At 68.0% G+C, this 13,691-nt stretch carries 16 protein-coding genes; 9 read left to right on the plus strand and 7 right to left on the minus strand.

Translation table 11 applies throughout. The annotated features are described in order from the left end of the window. Nucleotides 1–124: 124 nt before the first annotated feature. The 4 genes from AncyloWKF20_RS01160 to AncyloWKF20_RS01175 all read left to right on the plus strand — a co-directional run bounded on the left by AncyloWKF20_RS01160 (nt 125) and on the right by AncyloWKF20_RS01175 (nt 3,424). Nucleotides 125–1,138 (plus strand): AraC family transcriptional regulator, encoded by a 1,014-nt coding sequence (locus AncyloWKF20_RS01160; protein ID WP_279316150.1) that lies wholly within the window; start codon nt 125–127, stop codon nt 1,136–1,138. Between the two features lie 90 nt (nt 1,139–1,228). After that, a complete protein-coding gene (locus tag AncyloWKF20_RS01165; protein WP_279316151.1) occupies nt 1,229–1,726 on the plus strand; it encodes a DUF892 family protein in 498 nt (165 codons plus the stop codon). A 511-nt stretch (nt 1,727–2,237) separates the two neighbouring features. Continuing rightward, on the plus strand, nt 2,238–2,684 hold the full coding sequence (locus AncyloWKF20_RS01170; RefSeq protein WP_279316152.1) for a DUF2934 domain-containing protein: 447 nt from the start codon (nt 2,238–2,240) through the stop codon (nt 2,682–2,684). Nucleotides 2,685–2,866: 182 nt separating this feature from the next. Continuing rightward, nucleotides 2,867–3,424 (plus strand): histidine phosphatase family protein, encoded by a 558-nt coding sequence (locus tag AncyloWKF20_RS01175; RefSeq protein WP_279316153.1) that lies wholly within the window; start codon nt 2,867–2,869, stop codon nt 3,422–3,424. A 3-nt stretch (nt 3,425–3,427) separates the two neighbouring features. Here AncyloWKF20_RS01175 and AncyloWKF20_RS01180 read toward each other — a convergent pair whose 3' ends face one another. Further along, nucleotides 3,428–4,534 carry a DNA topoisomerase IB gene (locus AncyloWKF20_RS01180; RefSeq protein WP_279316154.1) on the minus strand — a complete coding sequence of 369 codons (1,107 nt, stop codon included), beginning with the start codon at nt 4,532–4,534 and terminating at the stop codon, nt 3,428–3,430. A 161-nt stretch (nt 4,535–4,695) separates the two neighbouring features. Between AncyloWKF20_RS01180 and AncyloWKF20_RS01185 the strand changes: the two genes are divergently transcribed. The 5 genes from AncyloWKF20_RS01185 (at nt 4,696) to AncyloWKF20_RS01205 (ending at nt 8,011) form a co-directional block, all read left to right on the plus strand. Then, a complete protein-coding gene (locus AncyloWKF20_RS01185) occupies nt 4,696–5,154 on the plus strand; it encodes a DUF2934 domain-containing protein (RefSeq protein ID WP_279316155.1) in 459 nt (152 codons plus the stop codon). Nucleotides 5,155–5,224: 70 nt separating this feature from the next. Then, nucleotides 5,225–5,485: a hypothetical protein gene (locus AncyloWKF20_RS01190; protein WP_279316156.1), complete on the plus strand. Its 261-nt coding sequence runs from the start codon at nt 5,225–5,227 to the stop codon at nt 5,483–5,485. Continuing rightward, entirely contained in the window at nt 5,485–5,643 is a 159-nt protein-coding gene (locus tag AncyloWKF20_RS01195; protein WP_279316157.1) for a hypothetical protein, read from the plus strand. Before AncyloWKF20_RS01190 ends, AncyloWKF20_RS01195 begins: the two co-directional genes overlap by 1 nt. Before the next feature lie 253 nt (nt 5,644–5,896). Continuing rightward, nucleotides 5,897–6,175 carry a hypothetical protein gene (locus tag AncyloWKF20_RS01200; RefSeq protein ID WP_279316158.1) on the plus strand — a complete coding sequence of 93 codons (279 nt, stop codon included), beginning with the start codon at nt 5,897–5,899 and terminating at the stop codon, nt 6,173–6,175. Between the two features lie 168 nt (nt 6,176–6,343). Further along, nucleotides 6,344–8,011 carry an alpha-amylase family protein gene (locus AncyloWKF20_RS01205; RefSeq protein ID WP_279317843.1) on the plus strand — a complete coding sequence of 556 codons (1,668 nt, stop codon included), beginning with the start codon at nt 6,344–6,346 and terminating at the stop codon, nt 8,009–8,011. On the opposite strand, the gene AncyloWKF20_RS01210 is transcribed toward AncyloWKF20_RS01205, so the two are convergent. From AncyloWKF20_RS01210 to AncyloWKF20_RS01235, 6 genes are all read right to left on the minus strand, one after another. Further along, a complete protein-coding gene (locus AncyloWKF20_RS01210; RefSeq protein WP_279316159.1) occupies nt 8,008–8,571 on the minus strand; it encodes a cysteine hydrolase family protein in 564 nt (187 codons plus the stop codon). The two genes, AncyloWKF20_RS01205 and AncyloWKF20_RS01210, sit on opposite strands and share 4 nt — an antisense overlap. Before the next feature lie 63 nt (nt 8,572–8,634). After that, on the minus strand, nt 8,635–10,233 hold the full coding sequence (locus AncyloWKF20_RS01215; protein ID WP_279316160.1) for an alpha-amylase family glycosyl hydrolase: 1,599 nt from the start codon (nt 10,231–10,233) through the stop codon (nt 8,635–8,637). Nucleotides 10,234–10,257: 24 nt separating this feature from the next. Then, nucleotides 10,258–11,226: a TIGR03885 family FMN-dependent LLM class oxidoreductase gene (locus AncyloWKF20_RS01220; protein ID WP_279316161.1), complete on the minus strand. Its 969-nt coding sequence runs from the start codon at nt 11,224–11,226 to the stop codon at nt 10,258–10,260. 6 nt (nt 11,227–11,232) lie between these two features. Further along, the gene (locus tag AncyloWKF20_RS01225) at nt 11,233–11,484 is read right to left on the minus strand and encodes a GlsB/YeaQ/YmgE family stress response membrane protein (RefSeq protein WP_279316162.1); all 252 of its coding nucleotides are present in this window, start codon (nt 11,482–11,484) and stop codon (nt 11,233–11,235) included. 115 nt (nt 11,485–11,599) lie between these two features. Beyond that, a complete protein-coding gene (locus AncyloWKF20_RS01230; protein WP_279316163.1) occupies nt 11,600–12,937 on the minus strand; it encodes an NAD(P)/FAD-dependent oxidoreductase in 1,338 nt (445 codons plus the stop codon). Nucleotides 12,938–13,032: 95 nt separating this feature from the next. Beyond that, nucleotides 13,033–13,578, minus strand: coding sequence for a DUF4142 domain-containing protein (locus AncyloWKF20_RS01235; RefSeq protein WP_279316164.1), 546 nt, complete (start codon nt 13,576–13,578; stop codon nt 13,033–13,035). Nucleotides 13,579–13,691: the final 113 nt, after the last annotated feature.

Below are 13,691 nucleotides of genomic sequence, written 5' to 3' on the forward strand. Positions count from 1 at the left end.
ACCCCCTCTGGTTGAGGCATTTATTTCCTCCTGGGAATATCGAGGGAGCCGGGTGGTCCTGAAATTGCTGGATATGCCGAGAATTCGATAGTTTGCGCCAGCGATGGCGCGGGAGCCGCCCGCAATGGCAAATGCACCGAATTTGACCGTGCGCGTGCCTGAAATCGCTTCAATTCGGGCCTCCGTGCTGCTCAGTCTGATGGGCCCGCTCGACCGGCAGACCGGCAAGGCGGACATGATCCTCGCCGGCCATGGGCTGTTGCGCTCGCAGCTTGAGGATTCCTACGCCCTTATCCCCATGGCGCGCTATCTCGCCGTGTTCGAGGACGCGGCGGTGCATACCGGCGATTCCTGTTTCGGCGCGCGGCTCGGCGCCTCCTTCCGGCCCGCCGATCTCGGCCCCATCGGCATGCTGTTCTCGCTCTCCGGCACCATCCGCGCCGCACTCGCGCGCATGGCCAAGCATGTCGCGGTGGTGCAGGGGGCGACCGCCATCGGCCTGATGGAGGAGGGCGACCGGCTGGTCTGGAGCTACCGGCTGGAAGACCCGCGCCTGTGGCCGCGCCGGCAGGACAGCGAGTTCTCGGTGGCGGCGACCTGCCAGATGGTGCGCAGCTGCTTTTCCGCCGGCTGGAATCCGCTCGAGGTGCATCTCGAGCACGGCGCCCCGCGCGATCCCGCTCCGCTGCAACGGCTCCTGCGCTGCCCGATCCTGTTCGGCCAGTCGGCCAACCGCATCCTGATGACCAAGGCCGATGCCGACCGGCTCTACCGCGCCGAGGACCGCGACCTCATCGACATATTGGAGCGGCACGCCGCCGATCTCGGCGGCAAGGCGCAGCGCGCGGCGGGGCTGGCCGATCAGGTGCGCGGGGTCATCGGCATCTATCTCGGCCACAAGCCGCTGACGCTGACCTCCATCGCCGCCGAACTCGGCCTGTCGCCCCGCACCCTTCAGCGGCGTCTTTCGGAGGAGGGGGTGAGCCTGCGCGATCTGGTGCGCGAGCAGCGCCGCTCCGTCGCCGAGCAGCTGGTGGAAGGCGGCTCCAGCCTCGCCCGTGTGGCCGAGGCGCTCGGCTATGCCGACAGCACGGTGTTCTGGCGGGCGCGACGCGGCTGGCGGGGCCCTGATACCTAAGGGTTTGCAAGCGGTTTTCCGGCGGAACGAAGCTCCGCGCCGCCCGTTGTCTGCTCGCTTGAGGGGCCAACAGATAAGCGGAGAGACGACATGGCGGACAAGACGCTGGACACCCTGTTCCACGAGACGCTCAAGGACATCTATTACGCCGAGCGCAAGATCCTGAAGGCGCTGCCGAAGATGGCCCGCGCGGCCCAGTCGCCGGAGGTCAAGAAGGCTTTCGAGCAGCACCGCGACGAGACCGAAGGCCAGATCGAGCGCCTGCAGCAGGTCTTCGAGCTGATCGGCAAGCGCCCGCAGGGCAAGACCTGCGCCGCGATCGAGGGCATTCTCGAAGAGGGCGAGGAGATCATGGACGAGTTCAAGGGCCAGCCGGCTCTGGACGCGGGCCTCGCCGCCGCCGCCCAGGCGGTGGAGCACTATGAGATCAGCCGCTACGGCACGCTGAAGCGCTGGGCGCAGGTGCTCGGCCACAAGGACGCCGTGACCCTGCTCGATGCCACGCTGCAGGAAGAGTCGAAGACCGACGCGCTGCTCTCCAAGCTCGCCGATCAGGTCGCCAACAGCAAGGCGCTGAAGGCCGCCTGAGCGACCAGGCGGACAATCCCCGGACCCATCTCAGCCGGCGCCCTCGGGCGCCGGTTTTTTTAGGGGCGGGACGAGGGCGACGAGGCCGTGGCTGGACGGTTTACCCTCATCGGCCATTTATCGGCGGAATCGCTGGACACATCGGCCTGATCGTCCACCTCATCGGCCTGACACGCCACGCCTCCGGTGACGTCATCCGACCACCTCGCGGGCCGCGTGCGGCATCGCCCTCGCCTATTCCGGCGGCCTAAGCATCAGAAAATCAACTGCGGCCCTTCGCACTCTCGACGCCCCGCGCCGATTCATTCACCTTTAGGCGAAGGTACGTCGAAGACGACGTGGCGTCCTCTCGTACCGCGTCAGACGCCGCGCCCACCGCCGCCCCGAAAGCGGCTTGCTTGCCGCTTGTTGCGGGTCAACGGCTTGAGGCGCGCAGGGTTTTTCCCGTCGCGCTCTCCGGGGAACGTGACATGGGGAGTGACGTTGTTGGATCACCGCATGGGAGGACATGATGGACGAGCGTGAACACCGCATCCGCGAGAGGGCGCACCGCTTGTGGGAGGAAGAGGGGCGACCGCATGGGCGGTCCGAGCATCACTGGTTCGTCGCCAGCGAAATGATCGCCATTGAGGACAGCCAGAAGGTGGCTCCCGCCGCCAAGGCGGCAAAGCCGGCGGCCAAAGCGGCCAACGGCGCCGCCAAGCCCAGCGCCAAAACCGCTGTAAAATCAGCCGCTAAGCCGGCGGCCGAGCCTGCGCCGAAGCCGGCCAAGGCAGCGCCCAAGGTGTCCGCCCCCAAGGCGTCCGAGCCCAAGGCTTCCGCGCCTGCCGCCGCTCCGGCGCCCAAGGTCGCGGCCTCTCCCGCCAAGACGGCCGCCCCGGCCGCGCCGGCCCCGGCCAAAGCCACTCCCAAACCGCCCGCGGCCAAGAAGGCGGCGCCGAAGAAGGCCCCGGCCTGAGGCGCGACCCATCGCAAAGGTGCTGACGGGGATGCGGTATCTCCGCCGGCACCTGACGCGATGGTGCGGTCTGTCGGCCCGGCGGTGCGGCCCGCCGGGACTGGCCCGTCATCGCGGGTGATCGCCTGGCTGCGACGTTACGTAAAGACGGCATCGATCCTTCTGGAAACCCCGGAGTGACCATGCGGCGTCGTCTGTTCATCGGCCTTCTCGGATGTTTCGCTCTGTTCCTTGCCCCGGCCCGGGCGGATGAAGCGGCGGCGTGGCAGGCGCTGCGGGAAGGCGGCATCGTGCTGTTCCGCCACGCCATCGCGCCGGGCGTGGGCGATCCGCCGAATTTCCGGCTCGGCGATTGCGCGACCCAGCGCAACCTCGACGCCGCTGGCCGATCGCAGGCGGCCCGCATCGGCGCCGTCTTCCGTCGCGAGGGCGTGACCGTTGGTGAGGTAATATCATCCCGCTGGTGCCGGGCGACGGAGACGGCGGAACTGGCCTTTCCCGGCCGGGTGACGGCGGCGCCCGCCTTCGATTCCTTCTTCCAGGACCGTGCGGACGAACCCGAGCAGACCGCCGCCGCCCGCCGCCGGCTCTTGGCGTGGAACGGGCCGGGCGCGCTGGTTGTGGTGAGCCACCAGGTCAACATCACGGCGCTGACCGGCGTCGTGCCCGCCTCCGGCGAAGGCGTGGTGCTGCGCCGCGAGGGCACGGCGCTGCGCGAGGTCGGCCGCATCCGGCCCTGAGCGTCACGCCGCTGGCAGGGCGCCGCCCAGCACCGGCCGCTCCCGCCGCACGGTGCTTGCCTCGACCGTCGCCGCCTTGATCCGCTTGCGCGCGCCGCTGCCCAAGAGTTCCGCGAGCAGCGCCGCTTTCGCGGTGGCCGAGCGGGCGCGCAGGGCCGTTGTGGTGAGCTTGCCCGCCTCGAAGGCGGCGATCACCGTGTCATGCACATAGCTGGTGCGGCAAACGGTGAGCGTGTTGGCGAGTTCTTCCGCCAGCGGCGCCACGGCGGCGTTGATCTGCTTGCGGCGCTTGGCGGCACTGGTCTCTGGTGTTTCACGCGCCAGCCGGTCCAGCACGCCCATGGAGGCGGCGAGCGTGCGGAAATCCTTGAGCGAGATGCCGCTGCGCCCGATCCCCTTGAGAAAGGCGTTCACATCCGAGGCGCGGATGGTGTGGATGGCACCCTTGGCATCGCGGTATTTGAATAGCCGTCGCCCGGGTAGGTCGCACATCCGCCGCAGCGCCTCGACGAGGGCCGGGTGGCGGGTCTCTTTCGCGATCATCTTACCTCCCTTGCCTTTGAAGCGCAGGGTGATGCGGTCCTCCTCGATCCGCGCATGGCTCTTGAGCAGCGTCGTCGCTCCCCGCGTCCCATGCTCCTGTGCATAGGCGTCCGATCCCGCGCGGATGGCGGTGAGCGCCACGAGTTGCACCGCCGCCGCCAGGGCGAAACGTCGGTCGGGTTCGGGCCGCTTTAACGCCCGCTGCACCGCGCGGGTGATGGCGGGAAGGGATTCGGCGAGGTCGGCGAGCTTCTGCGCCTTCACCGCTTCGCGCACCCGCGTCCAGTCGGGATGATAGCGGTATTGCAGCCGGCCGGCCGTGTCCTCGCCGACCGCCTGGAGATGCGCGCGCGGATCGGCGGCGAACATCACATGGCGATAGGCCGGGGGCACCGCGAGGCTTTTCAGCCGCTGCAGCGTCTGCGGGTCCCGGATGGGTTGCCCGTCGGCAGCGGTGTAGCTGAAGCCGCGCCCGGCCTTGCGACGGCGGATGGTGAGAGCGGAGCAACCGACGATGGTGAGGTCGAAGCGACGGGCGAGCCGGCGCAGTTCCGTCTTGCTGGGCATGGAGCACTCTCCGTGCCGCCGGTCCCGTCCGGCGGGCGCAGCCTGGCTGCCGCTCCCATCAACGTCGCGTTCCCCGCCGCGTTCCGCCGTGGGCGGTCGGCCCGGAACGTCCGCCATTTCCCGGCGTTGGGATCGCACCAACACCAACACGGGAGGACACCATGAATGAGCGTGAGCAACGCATCCGCGACCACGCCTATCGCCTCTGGGAGAGCGAAGGCTACCCGGTCGGCCGCGAGCATGAGCACTGGCTCCGCGCCGAGAGGGAAGTCGACAGCGTGGGCGCCCAGCAGGAGCAGGCCGGGATGCGGGATGACACAATCTCGAGCGGGAGCTTCCGCTCCTCCGACGCCGCCGAGGCGCCCCCCATGCCGCTGCCGCCGGGCGCTGTTGACTACCCCGATGAACCAGACCGCCCGCTCGCCCCGCGCGCCAACCCGGCTGACGCCGAGCCCAATGTCGGGATCACCGGAGGCGAGGTCGAGCCGGTGAGCGAGATCGCCAGCATCCGCCGCACGCTGGAAGTGCCGCCGTCGCGGCGGGGCGAGGGCTCGCCCTCCGGCGATGCGGAAGGTGCCATGAGCGGGAACGCGGGTGCCCGCGCGCGTCGTACCCGCTGACGGGCACGTTCGGGGGACCGGAACCGCGCCGGATGGCGCGCGTTCCCTCCTGGACACACAGGAGAGACCCATGGCCATGAACGACGATCTTCCCTCCAAGGCCGACACGATGCCGGGCGCCAGCGAGGCGGACTCCACCACGAGCAAGGTGCAGGCCGCCGTTGACACCGCGCAGAGCTATGCCAGCGACCTCGGCGAGCGCGGCAAGAACGCCTATCGCAGCAGCAACGAGGCCGTCGCCTCTTATGTCGATCCGGTCCCCGGCATGATGCTCGCCGCCGCCGCCGGTTTCGTCGCCGGTTGCCTCTGGGCGAGCGGGAGACGGTACTGATGCGCGGCCAGACGCTGCTGCGTCTGGTGCTCGGTGCGATCGCCGCGCTGGCGGTCATCTGGTTCGTGTCGTCCTTCTTCGTCCTGAAGGACGACAACCCCAGGGGTAGCCTGACCGGCGCCCACTACGCGGCGACAGCAACGCCGCTACGGGCTTGAAGGCGCTGACGGATCGAGCCGGCGGATGAGAAACGAGAAGGGGCTGATGCGCGACATCGGCCCCTTTTCTATTCGCACCAGTCGGAACTCCGGCGGCGGCAAGCCGGCAAATAAAATCGGCGTCCCTGCGATCCATCCGCTCTTTCATACGTAGTAGTACGAACGGGCGGTACCTTGCCGCCCGTGACCCTGCGAATGGGCGCAGGAAGCTGGTCCCGGGGACCGGTCGGCGCCAACGGGTCAGGATGGTGAAATGACACGATCGTTCACAGGGCGCGGGTGGCTGCGCACGAGCACGTCCGGTTCGTCGACCGCCATCTACCGTTTTGACGTGGAACGTCGTGAAGAGCGCCTTGTCGCGACGGGCGATGTTCGGGCCGAACTGACCCAGATGGTGGAAGCGCGCGGAGCACGGCGTGCCACTCTGGTGCTGGAAAGCGGCCGCTGGATGCCCATCGAAGTACTGGACATGACGGCGGAAGGGCTGAAATTCCGCAGCGTCGGCGACATCTCCTTCCTTGAGAGCGCCTAGCCGAAAAACTGAATGCCCGCAGCCGTCGGCGGGGTGAGTGGCACAGCGCACTCCAACGTAGAGACCCGCATGGGCATTTGAGCGGCGGACGTGTCGACCCCCGCTATCGCGGTGGAACGGGCGCCCGGCCAGGGCGTTGCGCTCTCGTCCCCCGCGGAGAAGCGCTGCGTGATCACCGACCTCTGGTACAAGAACGCCATCGTCTATTGCCTCTCCGTCGAGAGCTTCATGGATGCGAACGGTGACGGGGTCGGCGATTTTCGCGGCCTCATGCGCCGGCTGGATTATCTCCACGGCCTCGGCGTCACCGCTGTCTGGCTAATGCCGTTCCAGACCTCACCCGGTCGCGATGATGGTTATGACGTCGCGGACTATTACAGCGTCGATCCGCGCTACGGCACGTTGGGCGACTTTGTGGAATTCACCCACGCCGCGCATCAGCGGGGCATGCGGGTGCTGATCGACCTCGTGGTCAATCACACCTCGAACCAGCATCCGTGGTTCCAGTCGGCCCGCTCGGACCCCAATTCGCCCTATCGCGACTGGTATGTCTGGTCGAAGAAGAAGCCGAAGAACGCCAATGAAGGCATGGTGTTTCCCGGCGTCCAGAAGACCACCTGGACCTATGACAAGAAGGCCGGCGCCTACTATTTCCACCGCTTTTACGACTTCCAGCCGGACCTCAACACGGCCAATCCCGATGTGCAGGCGGAGATCCTGCGCATCATGGGCTTCTGGCTGCAGCTCGGCGTTTCCGGCTTCCGCATGGACGCGGTGCCCTTCGTCATTGCCGAGAAGGGCGCGGACATAGTCGGGCCACCCACCGAGCATTTCGACATGCTGCGGACCTTCCGTGAGTTCCTGCAATGGCGGCGCGGCGACGCCATCATCCTCGCGGAGGCCAACATCCTTCCCGAGGACGACATGAAGTATTTCGGCGCCGATGGCGACCGGATGCACATGATGTTCAATTTCCAGGTCAACCAGTCGCTGTTCTATGCGCTGGCCTCGTCCGATACGCGCCCGCTGGCCAAGGCGCTGAAAGCGACGCGGCCGGATTATGCGACGGCGCAATGGGGCCTGTTCCTGCGCAATCATGACGAGCTCGATCTCGGCCGCCTGGCGCCGGAGCAGCGCCAGACGGTGTTCGACGCCTTCGGCCCGGACGCCTCGATGCAGCTTTATGACCGGGGCATACGCCGCCGCCTCGCGCCCATGCTGCAGGGTGACCGGCGACGGCTCGAACTTGCGTACAGCCTTCTGCTGAGCCTGCCGGGCACGCCGGTGCTGCGCTATGGCGACGAGATCGGCATGGGCGATGACCTCGCTCTGCCGGAGCGGCAATGCGCGCGCACGCCCATGCAGTGGTCCAACGAACCGCAGGGCGGCTTCAGCCCCAACCCCAAGACCTTCCTGCCGGCGATCGACGCGGGCGCCTATGGCTTCGAGCAGGTCAATGTCGCCGAGCAGTGCCGCGACCCGGGCTCGCTGCTGAACTGGATGGAACGCATGATCCGTATGCGTCAGGAGACGCAGGAGATCGGCTGGGGCGACGTCGAGATCATGGATGTCGGCCACAAATCCGTGCTGGCGCTGCGCTACACGTGGCGGAACAACACCGTGCTGTTCCTGCATAATTTTCACGCGGAAGGCCAGGTCGTGGAGTTCCGGCTGGAGCCGCCGGCCGGCGAGCCCGACCGGCTGGTCAACGTGCTCTCCGATGACCACAGCGAAGCGAACGCGGAGGGTCGCCACGTCATCACGCTGGAGCCCTATGGCTATCGCTGGTTCCGCGTCGGCGGGCTCGACTATGCCTATCGCCGCAGCGAGCGCTAACCCAGCGCCGCCAGCACCTCGGCCGTCGTTGCCACGGTCGCGAATTCATAGCGCAGCGTGGCGACGTGGATGTCGTGAACCGTGCGGGCGGGGATGACGCCGCCTTGCGGGTTTGGCAGGTCGAAGCAGTCGCAGGCATCCTCGACCAGAATGACCCGGTAGCCGAGATTGGACCCGACGCGCGTGGTGGTCGACACGCACATATCGGTGGAGATGCCGAAGAGCACGATGGTGGAAATCCCCGCCCGGCGCAGGCGCAGATCCAGATCGGTGCCGATAAAGGCCGCGTTGACCGATTTGGTGATCAGCGGCTCGTCGCCCACGGGGGTGAAGCCCTCGCGCAGCGCATTGCCGGGATGCTCGGGGCGCAGGGTCGAGCCGTCCTCCACCGAGTCATGGCGGACATGGAAGATCGGCCGCCCCGCTGCCCGCCAGGCCGCGATCAGCGCGCGACCACGGTCGTCCGAGGCCGTGTTCCAGCGCGGCGGCCATTTCGGATCGTCGAAGCCCTTCTGCATGTCGATGGGGATCAGGGCGGCGGCGGTCAGGTCGAGGGGCATGCGTGATCAGTCCCGGTGAAAGCGCCGGTAGCATAGTCGCGGGGCCCGTGGCTTCAATACGCCCTAAGTCTTTGCCAGCTGCACGATGACGCCCTCATAAGGCCGCAGCCAGAAGCCGCCCTGCACGGATTCCTCTCGGTCAAGTTCGGTCGAGATCAGAATGCGCCCGTGCGTCTCCCCCGCCGGCAGCGCGATATCGCCGCGCGGCGTGTCGCCGAGATTGAGCGCGATGAGAAACCGCTCGCCCTCATGCTCGCGCATGAAGATGAGCGCCTCGCCCGCCGTGCCGACCAGGCCATAGCTGCCGAGTTGCAGGGTGGGCGCCGTGCGACGCAGCGCGATCAGACGGCGGTAGAGGCTGAGCAGGGAATGCGGGTCGGCGCTTTGCGCCTCCACATTGCGGTGAGCGTGGTCGCGCGCCACGGGAAGCCAGGGCCGCCCGGTGGTGAAGCCGGCATTGGCCGAGCCGTCCCACTGCATGGGTGTGCGCTCGGGATCGCGTCCGACGCCGAGGCCCGGCTCGTTCTTCTCCCACGGGTCCTGCGCCTGATCGGCGGGGATCGGCACATTCTCCATGCCGATCTCATCGCCGTAATACATGGTCGGCGTGCCGCGCAGGGTGAGCAGCAGCATGGCGGCGAGTCGCGCCCGCTCGGGGCCGATGCGGCTGGCGATGCGCGGGCGGTCGTGATTGCCGAGCACCCAGTTCGGCCATCCGCCCTTCGGCAGCGCCGCCTCATAATCCTCGATCAGCCGGGCGAGCGCCGGCGCGGTCCAGCTCGCATGCAGAAGCTGGAAGTTGAACGGCAGATGGGCGCCTTCCAGATTGTCGCCGTAATAGGTGACGAGCCGCTCGACCGGCAGGTAGATCTCGCCGATTAGCACCCGGTCGCCATATTCCTCCAGCACCGCCCGCAAGCCGGCGATGATGCCATGCACGTCCGGCTGGTCGGTCGAGCGGGTCTGGAGCAGGCGGGAGACTTCCGGTTCGCCATCGCGATAGGCCGGGTTCAGCGGGTCGTCGCGGAACTCGGGATCCTTCATCAGGTGCCAGATGACATCGACGCGGAAGCCGTCGACACCCCGGTTCATCCAGAAGCGCAGCACATCGTGCATGGCGGCCCGTAGCTCGGGATTGCGCCAGTTGAGGTCGGGCTGCTGCTTCAGGAAGGCGTGGTAATAATACTGGCCGCTCGCCGTATCGAGCGTCCAGGCGGGGCCGCCGAAATTGCTGATCCAGTTATTGGGCGGGCCGCCATCGGGCGCCGGGTCGCGCCAGATGTACCAGTCGCGCTTGGCGCTGTTGGGCGAGGAGCGGGCCTCCAGAAACCACGGGTGCTGGTTCGAGGTGTGGTTGGGCACGAAGTCGAGCACCAGCTTGAGCCCGAGCCGGTGCGCCTCGGCGATGAGCCGGTCGAAGCCGGCGAGATCGCCGAAGAGCGGATGGATGCCGCAATAATCCGCGACGTCATAGCCGAAGTCGGCCATGGGCGAGGGATAGATGGGCGAGACCCACACGGCGTCGACGCCGAGCCCGGCGAGATAGGGCAGGCGCTGGCGAATGCCGTCGAGGTCGCCGACGCCATCGCCATTGGTGTCCTGAAAGGAGCGGGGATAGACCTGATAGAAGATCCCCCGCTGCCACCACTGGGCCTCGCTCATGTCGGCTCTCCTGTCTGCGGCGTGTCAGGCTGCCGAAGGAAAATGCGGCAGCACCTTCGCGCCGAAATCATCGATGAAGGCGCGCTGGTTTAACCCGACATTGTGAAGGTAGATGTCGCGGAACCCGAGTTGGGCATAGGCGCCGATCCAGTCCACATGGCGGGCCGGATCGGGCGAGATGCGGATGCTCTCCTCCAGATCCTCCGGCCGCACATGGCGCGTGGCGTCGTCGAACTGTGCGGGGGTCTTCAACTCCGCGGCGACGGAACTCGACAGCGCGTTGAACCGCCACTGGTCATGGGCGTTGGCGCGGGCTTCCGCCAGCGTCGGTGCGTAGGAAAGGTGAACCTGCAGATAGGCCGGCTTGCCCTCGCCGCCGCCTTCGCGGAAGGCGTCGAGAATGGCGCGCAGCCGGTCATGCGGCTGGTTGATCGTCACCAGCGCGTCGGCCCAGCCGCCGGCGCGGCGGGCGGTGGCCGGCGTCAGCGCGGCGCCGACCAAGGGCGTCGGTCGGGGCGGTAGGGTGTGGAGCCGGGCTTCCTCGAAAATGATGTGGCCATTGCGCGTGACGGTCTCGCCTAGCTGCAGCGCGCGGATCGCTTCCGCCGCCTCGATGATCCGGGCGTCGCGCTCGGGCTTGGCGGGCCAGCGCGCCCCGGTCACGCGCTCGTTCAACGCCTCGCCGGAGCCGAGCGCCATCCAGAAGCGGTCCGGGAACATCTCGCCCAGCGTGGCGGCGGCCTGGGCGATGATGACGGGGTGGTAGCGCAGGCCGATCGGTGTGGTGACCACGCCGAAGGGTAGGGCGGTGGCGGAGAGCGCGGCGCCGAGCCAGCTCCAGGCGAAGCCCGAATGCGGCTGGCGCTCGCTCCAGGGCTGCACATGGTCGGAACACATGGCGGCCGCGAAACCCGCCTGCTCGGCGGCGATGACGCAGGCGAGCAGTTCGCTCGGGGCGAACTGCTCGTGCGAGGCGTGATAGCCGAGCGCCATGGCCGGCTAGCTTCGGATCGCCCGGACAAGCCCAATCAGGATGCAGGCACCGATGACACCGGCCACCAGATAGCCGATCCACCCGCCAAAGCCGATGCCGAGGAAGCCGAACAGGAAGCTCGCCACGGACGCACCGATGATGCCGAGCACGATGTTGAGGAAAATGCCGGTGCCGGTCTTCATGATCGCCGAGGCGATCCAGCCGGCGAGACCGCCGATGATGATGGCGGCGATCCACCCGATCTGTGCGTCTTCCATTGCGTCAGCCCTCCAGCCACACGAAACGCCGCCCAGCAGCGGCCCGGTTCAACGCTTCGGGCCGGGCGCCGTTCCATGACAGCCGGCGGGCAAACGCGGCGCTGTCGCAGCTCGGTCAGGAGGTGGGCGAGGCGGGAGCCGCCGGCCTGTGCTCGCCAGCCGTGGTGTCGCCGGTGATGAGGCGCGCGGCGCGCTGGTTGGTGACGTAATTCCACAGCCAGGTGGTGCCGACGGCGAGGCGGTTGCGCGTGCCGATCAGGAAGTAGACATGCACGATCCCCCAGAACACCCAGCCCAGAAACCCCGTGAGCTCGAACCGGCCGAGCTTCACCACGGCGGAATTGCGCCCGATGGTGGCGAGATCGCCTTGATGGCTGTAGCGGAACGGCCCGATTTCCGCCTTGCCGGCAAGGCGGGCGCGGATGACCCGGGCGACATAAGCGCCCATCTGCTTGGCGGCGGGGGCGATGCCCGGCACCGGCTTGCCGGCCGCGTCCTTCACCGCGGCCGTGTCGCCAATGACGAAGATGGCGGGATCGTCGGGCAGGGTGAGCTGGGGCGTGACGAGGCAGCGCCCGGCCCGGTCGGTCTCGGCCCCGAGCCATTGTCCGGCGGCGGAGGCTTTGACACCGGCGGCCCAGACGGTGGTGGCGGTCTCGATGGTCGTGCCGTCGCCCAGCGCCACCTGATGCGCGTCGATGGAGGTCACGGGCGTGCCGGTCATCACCTCCACGCCCATCGATTCAAGGCGGTGGGCGGCATAGGTGGCGAGGTTCTCCGGCAGGGCCGGCAGCAGGCGCGGGCCGGCCTCGATCAGCAGGATGCGCGCCGTGCGCGGATCGACATTGCGGAAGTCCGGCGCCAGCGCGTGCCTGGCCACCTCGGCGATGGCGCCGGCCATTTCCACACCCGTCGGTCCGCCGCCGATGACGGCGAAGGTCAGCAGCCGCCGGCGTTCCGCCTCGTCGCGGGTGGTCTCGGCGCGCTCGAAGGCGAGCAGGATGCGCCGGCGCAGGCGCGTGGCATCCTCGATATTCTTGAGCCCCGGCGCCGCCTCGGCCCAGTCGTCATGGCCGAAATAGGCATAGGTGGCCCCGGTGGCGAGGACGAGGATGTCATAGGGGATCGGCCCTTCGCTGGTGCTTACCACGCGGGCGGCGCGGTCGACGCCCTCGGCGCGGGCCATCAGCATGGTGAGGTTGGGTTGGCCGGCGAGGATGTGCCGGATCGGCCAGGCGATGTCGGCCGGCGAGAGCACGGCGGTCGCTACCTGATAGAGCAGTGGCTGGAAGCAGTGGTAATTGTGCTGGTCGATCAGCGTGATATCCGCCGGGGCGGAAGCGAGGCCGCGCGCGAGCTGCACCCCGCCGAAACCCGCTCCGATGATGACGATGCGGGGTCGCGCGGCCGGTTCGGCCACGGGGGTGATGGGATGGTCGCTCTGGGTGGACATGGCCACTCCCTGCTGTCGATGAGCCCCCGCTTCGGCAGAGTGCCACAGCCGGGCGGAGGCTCAAGGGCGGGAGTTCCGTTTGGAACGATTGTCGATCAATCGCCGGCCAGCTTCTTGGCCATGTCGAGATGGTGCTTGAGGTCGGGCAGCGTCTTGCCCGCCCATTCCTTCAGCGCGGCATTGTCGCCGCCATTGGCGTAGCGCTCGAACAGCGACACCGCGTCCTCATGCGCCTCGACCTGATCATCGAGATAGGCCTCGACGAACTCCTTGCCCTGAAGCTTGGCGAGGTCGTCCACCATGCCCTGATGGGTGCTGTCCAGGGCGGCGGGCGGGGTCACCTGCAGCTTGGCGCTGGTGATCAGGCCCTTCAGTTCCGCCGTGGTCTTTTGGTGGGCGGTGATCATCTGCTGCGCGAACGCCTTGGTCGGCGCGTCGCCGCGCTCAAGGGCGAGTTCGCTGGAGCGGATTTCGAACATGTCGCTCGTCGCGGCCTGGGTCACGAAATCCTGCGTGGAGGGGCTCACCCCCAGAACGGAATTGACGCCGGTGGTCTCGCCGACGGACTGCGCCATGGCGGGAACGGCAGCGAGCGGGGCGGTGGCGATCAGCGCCGCCGCCACGAGATGGAAGGCCCTCATCCTCGTCTCCTGATGCTGTGCGTGCGGCCGGCGGGGAATGCCCCGCCTCATGCCCGGCACGCCTCTCCTAACCGGTGGCGCCGCGCGCAGGTTCCGCTTCGCGGGCGTTTTGC

It is taken from the genome of Ancylobacter sp. WKF20, from assembly GCF_029760895.1.
In the GTDB taxonomy this organism is placed as follows: Bacteria; Pseudomonadota; Alphaproteobacteria; order Rhizobiales; family Xanthobacteraceae; genus Ancylobacter.